Source organism: Streptacidiphilus jiangxiensis, assembly GCF_900109465.1.
Taxonomy (GTDB): Bacteria; Actinomycetota; Actinomycetes; order Streptomycetales; family Streptomycetaceae; genus Streptacidiphilus; species Streptacidiphilus jiangxiensis.
This window is the reverse complement of the sequence record NZ_FOAZ01000029.1, coordinates 1-15378: the sequence shown is the minus strand read 5'-3', so window position 1 is coordinate 15378 and position 15378 is coordinate 1. Positions and strand designations below refer to the sequence as shown.

Sequence of the window (15378 nt, the reverse complement as noted above, 5' to 3'; positions counted from 1 at the left end):
GGACGTAAGTGCAAAACAAGTGCTGTTGATCACTGCTCTGCCTGGCCTGTGACGGCCGGGACGGCGCGAACCCCGATACGACACAGGGCGCTTCGTCGCGTGGCCGTAACTGAGTGTGAGGTTACGCAGAGTGATAAGCGTTCGTCAAGCCGAACGAGGCACCCGTGCGACTCACCGGTAACCATGGGCCCCGCCGCAGGTCGGCGGGGGTCCCGGCGCGGCACGCCGTGATCGCCCTGGTAGGGTTGACGGCGGCTCCCCGACGTGCGTCCGGCTCCGGATGCGCGACGGCTGCCCCATCCCGTAGACATCCTTTAAGGCCCGTCCCGTGAGGCGGGGAAGGAGGTCGGCTTCGGCATGACCACTGCTGCCCAACGACAGGTTCTCGACCAGGGTGACATCGCCCGGTCGTTGACCCGGATCGCCCACGAGATCGTCGAACGCGCCAAGGGCGCCGACGACGTCGTCCTGCTCGGCATCCCCACCCGCGGTGCCCATCTGGCCCGCCGCCTGCACCGCAAGCTCGCCGAGATCACCGGCCGTGAGCTCCCGGTCGGCACCCTCGACATCACGATGTACCGGGACGACCTGCGGCTGAAGCCCGCACGCGCCCTGGAGCACACCGAGATCCCCGCCGACGGCATCGACGGCAAGCTCGTCGTCCTCGTCGACGACGTCCTCTTCTCCGGCCGGACGATCCGCGCCGCCCTCGACGCGCTGGCCGACCACGGCCGCCCGCGCGCCGTCCAGCTCGCCGTCCTGGTCGACCGGGGCCACCGCGAGCTGCCCATCCGCGCGGACTACGTGGGCAAGAACCTGCCCACCTCGCTGCGCGAGTCCGTCAAGGTCAAGCTGGACGAGACGGACGGCGTCGACGCGGTCCTGCTCGGCGAGTCGGAAGGCAGTGCCAAGTGAAGCGCCACCTCATCTCCACCGCGGACCTGACCCGCGAGGACGCGCTGCTGATCCTGGACACCGCCGAGCAGATGGCGCAGGTCTCCGCCCGCTCCGTCAAGAAGCTTCCGACGCTGCGGGGCCGCACGATCGTCAACCTCTTCTTCGAGGACTCCACCCGCACCCGCACCTCCTTCGAGGTCGCCGAGAAGCGGCTGTCCGCCGACGTCATCAACTTCTCCGCCAAGGGATCGTCGGTCTCCAAGGGCGAGAGCCTCAAGGACACCGCGCTGACCCTGCAGGCCATGGGCGCCGACGCGGTGGTCATCCGCCACGGTGCCTCGGGCGCGCCCAAGCTGCTGGCCGACTCCGACTGGCTCCACGGCAGCGTCGTCAACGCCGGTGACGGCACCCACGAGCACCCCACCCAGGCACTGCTCGACGCCTTCACCATGCGGCGCCACCTGAACCCGGGCGTCGGCCACGACCTGGCCGGCCGCCGCGTGACGATCGTCGGCGACGTCCTGCACAGCCGGGTGGCCCGCTCCAACGTGCACCTGCTGCACACCCTCGGCGCCGAGGTCACCCTGGTGGCCCCGCCGACCCTGATGCCCTTCGGCGTCGAGACCTGGCCCTGCCAGACCAGCTACGACCTGGACGCGGCGCTGAACAAGGCCGACGCGGTGATGATGCTGCGCGTCCAGCGCGAGCGCATGAACGCCGCCTTCTTCCCGACCCAGCGCGAGTACACCCGCCGCTACGGCCTGGACGCCCGCCGCCTGGCGCTGATGCCGGAGCACGCGCTCGTCATGCACCCCGGCCCGATGGTGCGCGGCATGGAGATCGAGTCGGACATCGCCGACTCCGCCCGCGCCGTCATCGTGGAGCAGGTCGCCAACGGCGTCAGCGTCCGCATGGCCGTCCTCTACCTGCTGCTCGGTGGCTCCGAGCCCGCGATCACGACTTCTTCCTCCGAGGAGACCGGCAAGTGAGCACCACGAACCACCTGATCCGCAACGCCCGCATCCTCGGCGGGGAGCCGCAGGACATCCGCATCACCGAAGGCGTCATCGCCGAGATCGGCGCGAACCTCGAAGCGCGCGACGGCGAGCAGGAGATCGCGGCCGACGGCCTGATCGCCCTGCCCGGCCTGGTCGACCTCCACACCCACCTGCGCGAGCCCGGTCGCGAGGACGCCGAGACCGTCCTGACCGGCACGAAGGCCGCCGCCAAGGGCGGCTTCACCGCCGTCCACGCGATGGCCAACACCTTCCCCGTCGCCGACACCGCCGGCGTCGTCGAGCAGGTCTGGCGCCTGGGCCGGGAGTCGGGCTACTGCGACGTGCAGCCGATCGGCGCCGTCACCGTGGGCCTGGAGGGCAAGCAGCTGGCCGAGCTCGGCGCCATGGCCGACTCCGCCGCGCAGGTCCGCGTCTTCTCCGACGACGGCAAGTGCGTCGACGACGCGGTGATCATGCGCCGCGCGCTGGAGTACGTGAAGGCCTTCGGCGGCGTCGTCGCCCAGCACGCGCAGGAGCCGCGGCTGACCGAGGGCGCGCAGATGAACGAGGGCGTCGTCTCCGGCGAGCTGGGCCTGGCCGGCTGGCCGGCCGTCGCCGAGGAGTCGATCATCGCCCGCGACGTGCTGCTCGCCGCGCACGTGGGCTCGCGCCTGCACGTCTGCCACCTCTCCACGGCCGGCTCGGTCGAGATCATCCGCTGGGCCAAGAGCAAGGGCTGGGACGTCACCGCCGAGGTGACCCCGCACCACCTGCTGCTGACCGACGAGCTGGTCCGCTCCTACGACGCGGTCTACAAGGTCAACCCGCCGCTGCGCACCGAGGCCGACGTGCTGGCCCTGCGCGAGGCGCTGGCCGACGGCACGATCGACATCGTGGCCACCGACCACGCGCCGCACCCCGCCGAGGACAAGCAGTGCGAGTGGGCCGCGGCGGCCATGGGCATGGTCGGCCTGGAGACGGCGCTCTCCGTCGTCCAGTCCGCGATGGTCGACACCGGCCTGATGGGTTGGGCCGAGGTCGCCGAGCGGATGTCCGCCAAGCCCGCCGCGATCAGCGGCGTCCCCGGCCACGGCCGGCCCGTCTCGGTGGGCGAACCGGCCAACCTGGTCCTCTTCGATGATCAGTACCGTGGCGCGGTGAACCCCGACTCCTTCGCCACCCGCAGCCGCAACACCCCCTACCGGGGCATGGCCCTGCCCGGACGCGTCGTCGCCACCTTCCTGCGCGGCGAGGCCAAGGTGCTCGACGGTGAGCTCGTATGAGACTCACACAGCTTCTCGCTGAGGCCCCCCACTCGGCGCCGGTCACCCATGCGGGCGACCTGGTCGGCTGGGTCATCGGCATCCTGCTGGTCATCGCGCTCGTCTACTGGCTGATGCGACAGGGCTGGAACTGGCGCAAGACCGTCCAGTCCGGTCTGCCCGAGCCGGCCGCCGTGCCGTCGCGGACGACCGAGCCGATCCTGGAGTCCGAGGGCCGCTACGTCGGTTCCACGACCGCCGGCAACTGGCTCGACCGGGTCGCCGCCCACCGTCTCGGCGAGCGCAGCCTTGTCGAGCTGACCCTCAGCGCCGAGGGACTGAAGGTGGTCCGTCCCGCCTCGCAGAGCTTCTTCGTCCCGGTCGCCGACCTGCGCGGCGCCCGCCTGGACAAGGGCATCGCCGGCAAGGTCTTCCCCGAGGGCGGCCTGCTGGTGATCACCTGGCAGCTCGGCGACCAGCAGCTCGACTCCGGCTTCCGCGCCGACCGGTCCAGCGAGCACGACAACTGGGTCACCGCGATCGAGGTGCTGATCACGGCACACGACAAGGTGACCCGTACGAACGATTCGAAGAACGACGAGAACGTGGAAGGCGCATGATGACCGCACCGGCATCCATCACGACCACCCGACGCCGCGAGCGCACTCCTGCCGCCTACGTCCTGGAGGACGGCCGCATCTTCCGCGGTCAGGCCTACGGCGCCGTCGGCGAGACCTTCGGTGAGGCCGTGTTCAACACCGGCATGACGGGCTACCAGGAGACCCTGACCGACCCGTCGTACCACCGCCAGATCGTGGCCATGACGGCCCCGCAGATCGGCAACACCGGCGTCAACGACGAGGATCCGGAGAGCTCCCGGATCTGGGTCGCCGGCTACGTCGTGCGCGACCCCAGCCGGATCTCCTCCAACTGGCGCGCCACCCGCTCGCTGGACGAGGAGCTGCAGGCGCAGGGCATCGTCGGCATCAGCGGCATCGACACCCGCGCGCTGACCCGCCACCTGCGTGAGGCGGGCGCCATGCGCGCCGGCATCTTCTCCGGCGCGGCGCTGGCCGACGACGCGACGATGCTGGAGCGCGTCCGCCAGGCCCCGCAGATGGAGGGCGCGGACCTGTGCGGCGAGGTCGCCACCGACGCCGCCTACGTGGTCCCGGCGATAGGGGAGAAGCGCTTCACGGTCGCGGCTCTCGACCTGGGCATCAAGGGCATGACCCCGCACCGGATGGCCGAGCGCGGCATCGAGGTGCACGTGCTGCCCGCCAACGCCACCGCCGAGGACGTCTACGCCGTCAACCCCGACGGTGTCTTCTTCTCCAACGGCCCCGGCGACCCGGCCACCGCCGACGGCCAGGTGGCCGTGCTGCGCGAGGTGCTGGGCCGCAGGACGCCGTTCTTCGGCATCTGCTTCGGCAACCAGCTGCTCGGCCGCGCGCTCGGCTTCGGCACCTACAAGCTGAAGTACGGCCACCGCGGCATCAACCAGCCGGTGCAGGACCGCACCACCGGCAAGGTCGAGGTCACCGCGCACAACCACGGCTTCGCCGTGGACGCGCCGCTCGACCGCGTCTCCGAGACGCCGTTCGGCCGCGTGGAGGTCTCGCACGTCTGCCTGAACGACGACGTGGTCGAGGGCCTGCAGTGCCTGGACCAGCCCGCGTTCAGCGTCCAGTACCACCCCGAGGCGGCGGCCGGTCCGCACGACGCCGCGTACCTGTTCGACCGCTTCGTTTCCCTGTTGGAGGGCCAGCGTGCCTAAGCGCACCGACATCCAGTCCGTTCTGGTCATCGGTTCCGGCCCGATCGTCATCGGCCAGGCGGCCGAGTTCGACTACTCCGGTACCCAGGCCTGCCGTGTCCTCAAGGCCGAGGGCCTGCGGGTGATCCTGGTCAACTCGAACCCGGCCACGATCATGACCGACCCGGAGATCGCCGACGCGACCTACGTCGAGCCGATCACCCCCGAGTTCGTCGAGAAGATCATCGCCAAGGAGCGCCCCGACGCGCTCCTGCCGACCCTGGGCGGTCAGACCGCGCTCAACACCGCGATCTCGCTGGCCGAGGCCGGGACGCTGGAGAAGTACAACGTCGAGCTGATCGGCGCCAACGTCGAGGCGATCAACAAGGGCGAGGACCGCGAGCTCTTCAAGGGCGTCGTCGAGGCCGTGAAGGCCCGGATCGGCCACGGCGAGTCCGCCCGCTCGGTCATCTGCCACTCGATGGAGGACGTCCTCGCGGGCGTCGAGACGCTCGGCGGCTACCCCGTCGTCGTCCGCCCCTCCTTCACCATGGGCGGCGCCGGCTCCGGCTTCGCCCACGACGAGGAGGACCTGCGCCGCATCGCCGGCCAGGGCCTGACGCTCTCGCCGACCACCGAGGTGCTCCTGGAGGAGTCCATCCTCGGCTGGAAGGAGTACGAGCTGGAGCTGATGCGCGACAAGCACGACAACGTCGTGGTCGTCTGCTCCATCGAGAACTTCGACCCGATGGGCGTGCACACCGGCGACTCGATCACCGTCGCCCCGTCGATGACGCTGACCGACCGCGAGTACCAGATCCTGCGCGACATCGGCATCGAGGTCATCCGCGAGGTCGGCGTCGACACCGGCGGCTGCAACATCCAGTTCGCGGTCAACCCCGAGGACGGCCGGGTCATCGTCATCGAGATGAACCCGCGCGTCTCGCGCTCCTCGGCGCTGGCGTCCAAGGCGACCGGCTTCCCGATCGCCAAGATCGCGGCCAAGCTCGCCGTCGGCTACACCCTCGACGAGATCCCGAACGACATCACCGAGGAGACCCCGGCCTCCTTCGAGCCGACCCTCGACTACGTCGTGGTCAAGGTCCCGCGCTTCGCGTTCGAGAAGTTCCCCTCCGCCGACGCGACGCTGACCACGACCATGAAGTCGGTCGGCGAGGCGATGGCGCTGGGCCGCAACTTCCCCGAGGCGCTGAACAAGGCGCTGCGCTCGCTGGAGAAGAAGGGCTCGCAGTTCGACTTCGTCTCCGAGGTCGGCGACAAGGCCGAGCTGCTGGCCAAGGCCCAGATCCCGACCGACGGCCGGATCAACACCGTCATGGACGCGATCCGCGCCGGTGCGACGGCCGAGGAGGTCTTCGAGTCCACGAAGATCGACCCGTGGTTCGTCGACCAGCTCTTCCTGATCCACGAGATCGCCGAGGAGCTCGCCGAGGCCGAGAAGCTCGACCCGGAGCTGCTGCGCCACGCCAAGCGCCACGGCTTCTCCGACCAGCAGATCGGTGAGATCCGCGGCCTGCGCGCCGACGTGGTCCGCGAGGTCCGGCACGCGCTGGGCATCCGCCCGGTCTACAAGACGGTCGACACCTGCGCCGCCGAGTTCGCCGCGAAGACCCCGTACTTCTACTCGTCCTACGACGAGGAGAGCGAGGTCGCGCCGCGCACCAAGCCCGCCGTGATCATCCTGGGCTCCGGCCCGAACCGCATCGGCCAGGGCATCGAGTTCGACTACTCCTGCGTCCACGCCTCCTTCGCGCTCAGCGACGCGGGCTACGAGACCGTGATGGTCAACTGCAACCCGGAGACCGTCTCCACCGACTACGACACCTCCGACCGCCTGTACTTCGAGCCGCTGACGCTCGAGGACGTGTTGGAGATCGTCCACGCCGAGGAGCTGGCCGGTCCGGTCGCCGGTGTGCTCGTGCAGCTCGGTGGCCAGACCCCGCTGGGTCTGGCCCAGGCGCTCAAGGACAACGGCGTCACCATCGTCGGCACCTCGCCCGAGGCGATCCACCTTGCCGAGGAGCGCGGCGCGTTCGGTCGGGTGCTGGTCGAGGCCGGTCTGCCCGCGCCGAAGCACGGCACCGCCTTCTCCTTCGAGGAGGCCAAGAAGATCGCCGACGAGATCGGCTACCCGGTCCTGGCCCGCCCGTCCTACGTGCTGGGCGGCCGCGGCATGGAGATCGTCTACGACGAGCCGTCGCTTGCGGACTACCTCAAGCGCCACGCCGGTCTGATCTCCGAGCACCCGGTGCTGATCGACCGCTTCCTCGACGACGCGATCGAGATCGACGTCGACGCCCTGTTCGACGGCGACGAGCTCTACCTCGGCGGCGTGATGGAGCACATCGAGGAGGCCGGCATCCACTCCGGCGACTCCGCGTGTGCGCTGCCGCCGATCACGCTGGGCGGCTACGACATCAAGCGCCTGCGCGCGGCCACCGAGGCCATCGCGCGGGGCGTGGGCGTCCGCGGACTGATCAACATCCAGTTCGCCATGGCCGGGGACATCCTCTACGTGCTGGAGGCCAACCCGCGCGCCTCGCGCACCGTCCCGTTCACCTCCAAGGCCACGGCGGTGCCGCTGGCCAAGGCGGCGGCCCGGATCTCGCTGGGCGCGACCATCGCGGACCTGCGCGGCGAGGGCCTGCTGCCCAAGGAGGGCGACGGCGGCACGCTGCCGCTGGACGCGCCGGTCGCCGTCAAGGAGGCAGTGATGCCGTGGTCGCGCTTCCGCGACATCCACGGCCGCGGCGTCGACACGGTCCTCGGCCCGGAGATGCGCTCCACCGGTGAGGTCATGGGCATCGACTCCGTCTTCGGCACCGCGTACGCGAAGTCCCAGGCGGGTGCGTACGGGGCGCTGCCGAAGTCGGGCCGGGTGTTCGTCTCGGTCGCCAACCGCGACAAGCGCAACCTGGTCTTCCCGGCCCGCGCGCTGGTCGGCCTCGGCTTCGAGATCCTCGCCACCAGCGGCACCGCGGAGGTGCTGCACCGCAACGGCATCGACGCGACGATCGTGCGCAAGCACAGCGAGGGCGAGGGCCCCGCGGGCGAGAAGACGATCGTCCAGATGATCCACGACGGGGAGATCGACCTGATCATCAACACCCCGTTCGGGACCGGCTCGCGCCTCGACGGCTACGAGATCCGCACGGCGGCTGTCGCGCGCTCGGTGCCGTGCCTGACCACCGTCCAGGCGATGGGCGCCGCGGTCCAGGGCATCGACGCGCTGCGCGGCGGCAGCGTCGGCGTGCGGTCGCTCCAGGAGCACGCCGCTCAGCTGAACGCCTCGCGGTAAGGGGTTGGGGCGCGGGGAGCGCGTGCGGACCGTAGGTGGTTCTCGCGCAGTTCCCCGCGCCCCTAGGTGGTTGCAACCTAAGGTCAGGTTTCTTTGTACAAGCTCTTCTTCAACCTCGTCTTCAAGCGGCTTGACCCCGAGAAGGCGCACCACCTTGCGTTCTTCTGGATCCGGCTGGCCGCCTCCGTCCCCGGGCTGCGGAACCTCGTCGCGGCCGTGCTCGCGCCCCAGGACCCCAAGCTCCGCACCAAGGCCCTGGGCCTGGACCTGCCGGGCCCCTTCGGGCTCGCCGCCGGGTTCGACAAGAACGCCGTCGGGATCGACGGGCTGACGATGCTCGGGTTCGACTACGTCGAGATCGGGACCGTCACCGCCCAGGCGCAGCCGGGGAACCCCACCCCGCGGCTCTTCCGCCTGATCGAGGACCGCGCGCTGATCAACCGGATGGGCTTCAACAACGAGGGTTCCGCCGCCGTCGCGGCGCGCCTCGCCGCGCGGCCGAAGCCGTCGAAGGCGATCGTCGGCGTCAACATCGGCAAGACCAAGGTCGTCCCCGAGGCCGAGGCCGTGGCCGACTACGTCACCTCGACCGAGCGACTCGCGCGTCACGCCGACTACTTCGTCGTCAACGTCAGCTCGCCGAACACCCCCGGCCTGCGCAACCTCCAGGCCGTGGACCAGCTGCGCCCGCTGCTCAGCGCGGTCAGGGAGACGCTCGACGCCCATGCGACCACCGGCCACATCCCGCTGCTGGTGAAGATCGCGCCCGACCTCGCCGACGCCGACGTGGACGCGGTCGCGGACCTCGCGCTGGAGCTCCGGCTCGACGGGATCATCGCCACCAACACCACCATCGGCCGCGAGGGCCTGCGCTCCGACGCCGCCAAGGTGGCGGGCATCGGCGCCGGCGGCCTCTCCGGGGCTCCCCTCAAGGCCCGTGCCAACGAGGTGCTGGAGCGGCTGTACGCGCGCACCGAGGGGCAGATCACGCTCGTCGCCGTGGGTGGCATCGAGACCGCCGAGGACGCCTGGCAGCGCATCCTCGCCGGGGCGTCGCTCGTGCAGGGCTACTCGGCCTTCATCTACGAGGGTCCGTTCTGGTGCCGTCGCATCCACAGGGGACTTTCGTCCCTGCTGGCGGCCAGCCCGTATGCGACCCTGGGGGACGCGGTCGGCGCTGCTGCCCGCCGCTGACCGAACCACGGGCTCCGACTGAGAGGCGAGCAGGCACGATGGCGCACCCGGTGCAACGGCAGGCCGAGATCGTGGAGCTGTCTCCGGTGGGTGCCTACCACCGGCTCGTGCTGCAGGCGGAGGGGATCGCGGAACGCGTTCTGCCCGGTCACTTCGCCGCGCTCGCCGTGGACCGCGCGGACGGTTCGCTGCTGCTGCGCAGGCCGTTCTTCATCCACCGTGCCGACCCGGCGGCGGAGACGATCGAGATCGTCCTTGCCGAGGTCGGGCCCGGGACCCGGGCGCTCGCCCGGCAGCGGGTCGGCGACACGGTGGACGTCGTGGCGCCGCTCGGCACCTCGTACTCGGTCCCGACGGCGCCGGCCTCCGCCTTGCTGGTGGGCGTCGGTTACGGCGGATCCCCGCTCTTCGGGCTTGCGGACCGGATCGTGGAGCAGGGAGGGTCGGTCGGGTTCATCCTCGGCGCCTCGACCGCGGAACGGCTCTTCGGCGTCGAGCACGCCAAGGCGTTGACCCCGGACGTGCTGGTGACCACGGACGACGGCACTTTCGGGATAAGGGGGCAGGTCACCCTGCCACTGACGGAGGCGATGCGGGCCATAGAGGCGCGCGTCGTCTACGCCTCCGGGCCGAGGAGCATGCTGCGCGCGGTCGCCGAGGTGTGCAGCCGGGAAAGCGTGCGCTGCTTCACCGCCGTGGAGGAGACGATGGCCTGCGGTGTGGGCGTCTGCATGACCTGCGTGCTGCCGGTCGTGGGAGACGACGGGGAGAGCCGTTTCGTGCGTTCCTGCGTGGACGGGCCGTGCTTCGACGGGTCGCGGGTGCGCTGGGACGACATCGGCAGCGTCCCGGCCGACCTTGAGGGCGCCGCGGCCATGGGAGGGCTGTGACATGAGCATCGACCCCGCGTCCGTGGACCTGACCGCGCCCTTCGGGTCCGGCACGCTGCCCAACCCGGTGACCACGGCCTCCGGCTGCGCCGGCTACGGGCGCGAGCTGGCCAAGTTCCTGCCGCTGGCGGAGCTGGGCTCGATCACCACCAAGACGATCATGCCGTACCCGCGCTCCGGCCGGGCCACGCCGCGGATGGCGGAGACGCCGAGCGGCATGCTCAACGGCATCGGCCTGCAGGGCTCGGGGATCGAGCACTTCGTCGAGCACGAGCTGCCGTGGCTGGCCGAGCGCGGCGCCCGGGTGCTGGTCTCGATCGCGGGGGAGCGGGTCGAGGAGTTCGCCGAGTGCGCGCGGGCCCTGAACGGGCAGCCGGGTGTGGTGGGGCTGGAGGTCAACATCTCCTGCCCGAACGTGGACAACCGCGGCCTGGTCTTCGCCGCCAACCCGGCCACCTCCCACGACGTGGTCGCGGCGGTCCGCGAGGTCGCCGATCCGGCGCTGCCGGTCTACGCCAAGCTCACGCCCGACGTCACCTCGGTCACCGACGTGGCCATGGCCTGCGTCCGCGCCGGTGCCGACGGCCTGTCGATGATCAACACCCTGCTCGGCGTCGTCATCGACACCGACACCCTGCGCCCGCACCTGGCCCCAAGTGGTGGCACAGCGAGCGGCGGGCTCTCCGGCCCGGCGATCCGCCCCGTCGCGGTCCGCTGCGTCTACGAGGTGCACGCCGCGATGCGAGCCGGGCAGTTCGCCTCCGTGCCGATCCTCGGCATGGGCGGCATCCGCACCGGGCGCGACGCGCTGGAGTTCGTCCTCGCGGGCGCCTCCGGTGTCGCGGTCGGCACCGCGATCTTCAACGACCCCACGGCGCCGCTGCGCGTCCTGGACGAGCTGCGCGAGGCCCTCGCCGTGCGCGGCTTCGCCAAGCTGACGGACGCCGTCGGCCTGGCCCATCACCACTGAACGAACCGCTGAAAGACGAGGAACCAGAGATGACCTTCGGAGCCCGGCTGCGCCAGGCCATGGACGACCGCGGCCAGCTGTGCGTGGGCATCGACCCGCACGCCGCGCTGCTGAGCGCCTGGGGGCTGGGCGACGACGCGGCCGGTCTGGAGCGCTTCTCGCGGACCGTCGTGGAGGCGCTGGCCGACCGCGTCGCCGTGCTGAAGCCGCAGGCGGCCTTCTTCGAGCGCTTCGGCAGCCGCGGCGTGGCCGTGCTGGAGCAGTCCGTCGCCGAGGCCCGTGCCGCCGGCGCGCTGGTGGTCATGGACGCCAAGCGCGGCGACATCGGCTCGACCATGGCCGCCTACTCGGAGGCCTTCCTCGCCGAGTCCAGCCCGCTCTTCTCCGACGCGCTGACGGTCTCGCCCTACCTGGGCTTCGGCTCCCTCCAGCCGGCCGTGGACCTGGCCCGCAAGAACGGCTGCGGCCTGTTCGCGCTCGCGCTGACCTCCAACCCCGAGGGCGCCTCCGTGCAGCGCGCGGTGGGCGCGCAGGGGCGGACGGTGGCGCAGTCGATCCTGGACCAGCTGGCCGCCGAGAACGCGGGCGCGCAGCCGCTCGGCTCCTTCGGCGCCGTGGTCGGCGCGACGCTGAGTGACGTGGACGAGGCGGACCTCATGATCAACGGCCCCCTGCTGGCGCCGGGCGTGGGGGCCCAGGGGGCGACCATGGCGGACATCCCGCGGGTCTTCGGCGCGGCCGCGCGCAACGTCGTGCCGAGCGTGTCGCGCGACGTGCTCAAGCACGGCCCCTCGGTCCAGGCGCTGCGGGACGCCGCGGAGCGCTTCGTCGAGGAGATCCGCGCGGCCGTTCCGGCGTGAAGATGTCGTGAACGGGCGGTGAGGGCGCTGAGCTGCGTGTTCGCCGTCCGTTCCGTTTTGTGCCGAAAAATCCGCACCGATCGACCTGGAAGCGGTCCTGAGCAGGACTTTTCTGCTCTTTTCCCTGACGAAAGGCCTGAACAGCGGTAGGGTCCGGGCCATAGGTTCAGTTCGGGAGTCCCCTCCCCCTCTGACCTGGCACTAAGTCCTGTTCCATTCATTCGAAGTACTGAGGTGAACGGCGTGGCACTTCCGCCCCTTACCCCTGAGCAGCGCACGGCTGCGCTCGCCAAGGCAGCTGAGGCTCGCCGGGAGCGCGCCGAGATCAAGAACCGGCTCAAGCACAGCGGCGCCTCCCTGCACGAGGTCATCAAGGCGGGCCAGGAGAACGACGTCATCGGCAAGATGAAGGTCTCCGCCCTGCTGGAGTCCCTGCCGGGTGTCGGCAAGGTCCGGGCCAAGCAGATCATGGAGCGTCTCGGCATCTCCGAGTCGCGTCGTGTCCGCGGCCTGGGCACGAACCAGATCGCCTCGCTCGAGCGCGAGTTCGGCGGCGCGGTCTCCTGATCCACCCGCTCCTGTCCGCCGGTGGTTCGAGAACCCTCCCGGTTCCTGGATAATCGGTACATGAGTGAACGTCCGCGGCTGACCGTGCTCTCCGGCCCCTCCGGGGTCGGCAAGAGCACGGTCGTCGCTCATATGCGCAAGGCACACCCGGAGGTCTGGCTCTCCGTCTCCTGCACCACCCGCAAGCCGCGGCCCGGGGAGCAGCACGGCGTCCAGTACCACTTCGTCGACGACGACCAGTTCGACAAGCTCGTCGCCAACGGCGAGCTGCTGGAGTGGGCGACCTTCGCCGGCAACCGCTACGGCACCCCGCGCGCGGAGGTGCTGCGCCGGCTGGAGTCGGGCGAGCCCGTCCTGCTGGAGATCGACCTGCAGGGCGCGCGCCAGGTGCGCGAGTCCATGCCGGAGGCGCAGCTCGTCTTCCTCGCGCCCCCGTCCTGGGACGAGCTGGTCCGCCGCCTCACCGGCCGCGGCACCGAGTCCACGGAGGTCATCGCGGAGCGGCTGGCGACGGCGCGGGTCGAGCTGGCGGCCGAGGCCGAGTTCGACACGACCCTTGTCAACACCTCCGTCGAGGATGTAGCGGCCGAGCTGCTAGCCTTGATGCGCGTAGTCTGATCTTTTTTCTTCTTTCGTTCGGAAGGTTCCCGCGTGTCCTCTTCGATGACAGCGCCCGAAGGCATCATCAACCCGCCGATCGATGAGCTGCTCGAGGCCACCGACTCCAAGTACAGCCTGGTGATCTACGCGGCCAAGCGCGCGCGTCAGATCAACGCCTACTACTCCCAGCTGGGCGAGGGCCTGCTGGAGTACGTCGGCCCGCTCGTCGACACCCACGTGCACGAGAAGCCGCTGTCGATCGCGCTGCGCGAGATCAACGCCGGTATGCTCACCGCCGAGGCCATCGAGGCGCCGCAGTAGTCGGAGCCGGGCCCATGGGCTTGGACGCCGCGGAACGTCGGATCAACCCGACGCTCCGCGGCGTTTTTCTTGTGTGTCGTCCGTCTATGTGTCGTCCGTCGTCGTCGCATGCGTTGATCGGAGTGGGTCGGGGTGTCCGGTAAGAACGTGGTCCTCGGGGTCAGCGGCGGGATCGCCGCCTACAAGGCGTGCGAGCTGCTGCGGCGCTTCACCGAGTCCGGCCACTCGGTGCGGGTGGTGCCGACCGAGTCGGCGCTGCACTTCGTCGGTGCGGCGACCTGGTCCGCGCTCTCCGGCCAGCCGGTCTCCACCGAGGTGTGGGAGAGCGTGCACGAGGTGCCGCACGTGCGGATCGGCCAGCAGGCGGACCTGGTGGTCGTCGCCCCCGCCACCGCCGACATGCTCGCAAAGGCCGCGCACGGCCTGGCCGACGACCTGCTGACCAACACGCTGCTCACCGCCCGCTGTCCGGTCGTCTTCGCCCCCGCGATGCACACCGAGATGTGGGAGCATCCGGCCACCCAGGAGAACGTCGCCACGCTGCGCCGCCGCGGTGCCGTCGTCATCGAGCCCGCCGTGGGCCGGCTGACCGGCGTCGACACCGGCAAGGGCCGCTTCCCCGAGCCGGAGGCGATCTTCGAGTTGTGCCGCCGGGTGCTGGACCGCGGCCCGGACGTCACAGCCACCGACCTGGCCGGCCGCCACGTGGTCGTCTCGGCCGGTGGCACCCGGGAGCCGCTGGACCCGGTGCGCTTCCTCGGCAACATCTCCTCCGGCCGCCAGGGCTACGCCATCGCCGCCGTCGCGGCGGCGCGCGGCGCCAAGGTCACCCTGGTCGCCGCCAACACCGAGCTGCCGGACCCGGCCGGGGTGGACGTGGTCCGGGTCGGCACCGCGCTGGAGCTGCGGCAGGCGGTGCTCACCGCCACGGCGACCGCCGACGCGGTCGTGATGGCGGCCGCCGTGGCGGACTTCCGTCCGGCGACCTTCGCGACGCAGAAGATCAAGAAGGTCGACGGAGTGGAGCCGCCCGCCGTCGAGCTGGTCCGCAACCCCGACGTGCTGGCCGAGATCTCCGCCGAGCGGCAGCGCCCGGGCCAGATCGTGGTCGGCTTCGCCGCCGAGACCAACGACGCCCTCGTCAACGGACGGGCCAAGCTGGCCCGGAAGAAGTGCGACCTGCTGGTCGTCAACGAGGTCGGCGAGGACCGGGCCTTCGGCAGCGCCAACAACGAGGCCGTGGTGCTGGGCGCGGACGGCTCCGAAACGCCCGTCCCGTACGGCCCGAAGGCCGCCCTGGCCGACCTGCTGTGGGACCTGGTGGCCGCCCGTCTGGCCTGACGGCGCAGGGTGGGGGAGCACCTCGGCCAGGTCCGGTGGCCGAAAGGTGATCCACAACATGAGACTGAATGGACGCATCTCGCGCCTTGTTCGTTACACTCCGGACAGTAGTTCTCCAAGTCTTTCCGGATCGCCGGGCAATCCCGCCCGACCGGTTCAGTCAGCAGCCGCTGCAACCCAGGGAGCGCTGTGTCTCGCCGCCTGTTCACCTCCGAGTCCGTGACCGAAGGTCACCCGGACAAGATCGCTGACCAGATCAGCGACACCATCCTCGACGCCCTGCTGAAGGACGACCCGTCCTCGCGTGTCGCCGTCGAGACGCTGATCACCACCGGTCAGGTCCACGTCGCGGGGGAGGTGACCACGTCGGCGTACGCGCCGATCGCGCAGCTGGTGCGCGACA

The 15378-nt window shown here is 70.7% G+C and carries 15 protein-coding genes; all 15 read left to right on the top strand.

Features of this window, described 5'->3' with window-relative positions:
• The first annotated feature begins 357 nt into the window (after nt 1-357).
• Nucleotides 358-915 (top strand): bifunctional pyr operon transcriptional regulator/uracil phosphoribosyltransferase PyrR, encoded by a 558-nt coding sequence (pyrR, locus tag BMY61_RS37255; protein WP_042453214.1) that lies wholly within the window; start codon nt 358-360, stop codon nt 913-915.
• Nucleotides 912-1886 carry an aspartate carbamoyltransferase catalytic subunit gene (locus BMY61_RS37250; RefSeq protein ID WP_042453217.1) on the top strand — a complete coding sequence of 325 codons (975 nt, stop codon included), beginning with the start codon at nt 912-914 and terminating at the stop codon, nt 1884-1886. The genes pyrR and BMY61_RS37250 overlap by 4 nt, the downstream gene beginning before the upstream one ends.
• A complete protein-coding gene (locus BMY61_RS37245) occupies nt 1883-3178 on the top strand; it encodes a dihydroorotase (protein ID WP_042453220.1) in 1296 nt (431 codons plus the stop codon). The genes BMY61_RS37250 and BMY61_RS37245 overlap by 4 nt, the downstream gene beginning before the upstream one ends.
• The gene (locus BMY61_RS37240; protein WP_042453223.1) at nt 3175-3777 is read left to right on the top strand and encodes a PH-like domain-containing protein; all 603 of its coding nucleotides are present in this window, start codon (nt 3175-3177) and stop codon (nt 3775-3777) included. Before BMY61_RS37245 ends, BMY61_RS37240 begins: the two co-directional genes overlap by 4 nt.
• Entirely contained in the window at nt 3777-4934 is a 1158-nt protein-coding gene (gene carA / locus BMY61_RS37235) for a glutamine-hydrolyzing carbamoyl-phosphate synthase small subunit (protein ID WP_042453225.1), read from the top strand. Before BMY61_RS37240 ends, carA begins: the two co-directional genes overlap by 1 nt.
• Entirely contained in the window at nt 4927-8232 is a 3306-nt protein-coding gene (carB, locus tag BMY61_RS37230; protein ID WP_042453227.1) for a carbamoyl-phosphate synthase large subunit, read from the top strand. The genes carA and carB overlap by 8 nt, the downstream gene beginning before the upstream one ends.
• A 93-nt stretch (nt 8233-8325) precedes the next feature.
• Nucleotides 8326-9426 carry a quinone-dependent dihydroorotate dehydrogenase gene (locus tag BMY61_RS37225; RefSeq protein ID WP_042453229.1) on the top strand — a complete coding sequence of 367 codons (1101 nt, stop codon included), beginning with the start codon at nt 8326-8328 and terminating at the stop codon, nt 9424-9426.
• A 38-nt stretch (nt 9427-9464) separates the two neighbouring features.
• Entirely contained in the window at nt 9465-10316 is an 852-nt protein-coding gene (locus BMY61_RS37220) for a dihydroorotate dehydrogenase electron transfer subunit (protein WP_042453231.1), read from the top strand.
• Nucleotide 10317: 1 nt separating this feature from the next.
• Nucleotides 10318-11286: a dihydroorotate dehydrogenase gene (locus BMY61_RS37215; RefSeq protein WP_042453233.1), complete on the top strand. Its 969-nt coding sequence runs from the start codon at nt 10318-10320 to the stop codon at nt 11284-11286.
• 29 nt (nt 11287-11315) lie between these two features.
• Nucleotides 11316-12146, top strand: coding sequence for an orotidine-5'-phosphate decarboxylase (gene pyrF, locus BMY61_RS37210; RefSeq protein WP_042453236.1), 831 nt, complete (start codon nt 11316-11318; stop codon nt 12144-12146).
• Between the two features lie 243 nt (nt 12147-12389).
• Complete coding sequence (mihF, locus tag BMY61_RS37205) at nt 12390-12713, top strand: integration host factor, actinobacterial type (RefSeq protein ID WP_037610072.1); 324 nt, start codon at nt 12390-12392, stop codon at nt 12711-12713.
• A gap of 60 nt (nt 12714-12773) precedes the next feature.
• Nucleotides 12774-13331: a guanylate kinase gene (gmk, locus tag BMY61_RS37200; protein ID WP_042453237.1), complete on the top strand. Its 558-nt coding sequence runs from the start codon at nt 12774-12776 to the stop codon at nt 13329-13331.
• 33 nt (nt 13332-13364) lie between these two features.
• Nucleotides 13365-13634, top strand: coding sequence for a DNA-directed RNA polymerase subunit omega (gene rpoZ / locus BMY61_RS37195; RefSeq protein WP_042453239.1), 270 nt, complete (start codon nt 13365-13367; stop codon nt 13632-13634).
• 132 nt (nt 13635-13766) lie between these two features.
• Nucleotides 13767-14975, top strand: coding sequence for a bifunctional phosphopantothenoylcysteine decarboxylase/phosphopantothenate--cysteine ligase CoaBC (gene coaBC / locus BMY61_RS37190; protein WP_042453241.1), 1209 nt, complete (start codon nt 13767-13769; stop codon nt 14973-14975).
• Nucleotides 14976-15164: 189 nt separating this feature from the next.
• Nucleotides 15165-15378: S-adenosylmethionine synthetase N-terminal domain-containing protein (locus tag BMY61_RS37185; RefSeq protein ID WP_280521069.1), on the top strand; the 214-nt coding region annotated here is incomplete at its 3' end.

What these genes read in the sequence shown, in the direction of transcription:
- pyrR (WP_042453214.1), top strand. Translation starts at nt 358, where the DNA reads ATGACCACTGCTGCCCAACGACAGGTTCTCGACCAGGGTGACATCGCC.
- BMY61_RS37240 (WP_042453223.1), top strand. Translation starts at nt 3,175, where the DNA reads ATGAGACTCACACAGCTTCTCGCTGAGGCCCCCCACTCGGCGCCGGTC.
- carA (WP_042453225.1), top strand. Translation starts at nt 3,777, where the DNA reads ATGACCGCACCGGCATCCATCACGACCACCCGACGCCGCGAGCGCACT.
- BMY61_RS37220 (WP_042453231.1), top strand. Translation starts at nt 9,465, where the DNA reads ATGGCGCACCCGGTGCAACGGCAGGCCGAGATCGTGGAGCTGTCTCCG.
- BMY61_RS37215 (WP_042453233.1), top strand. Translation starts at nt 10,318, where the DNA reads ATGAGCATCGACCCCGCGTCCGTGGACCTGACCGCGCCCTTCGGGTCC.
- pyrF (WP_042453236.1), top strand. Translation starts at nt 11,316, where the DNA reads ATGACCTTCGGAGCCCGGCTGCGCCAGGCCATGGACGACCGCGGCCAG.
- gmk (WP_042453237.1), top strand. Translation starts at nt 12,774, where the DNA reads ATGAGTGAACGTCCGCGGCTGACCGTGCTCTCCGGCCCCTCCGGGGTC.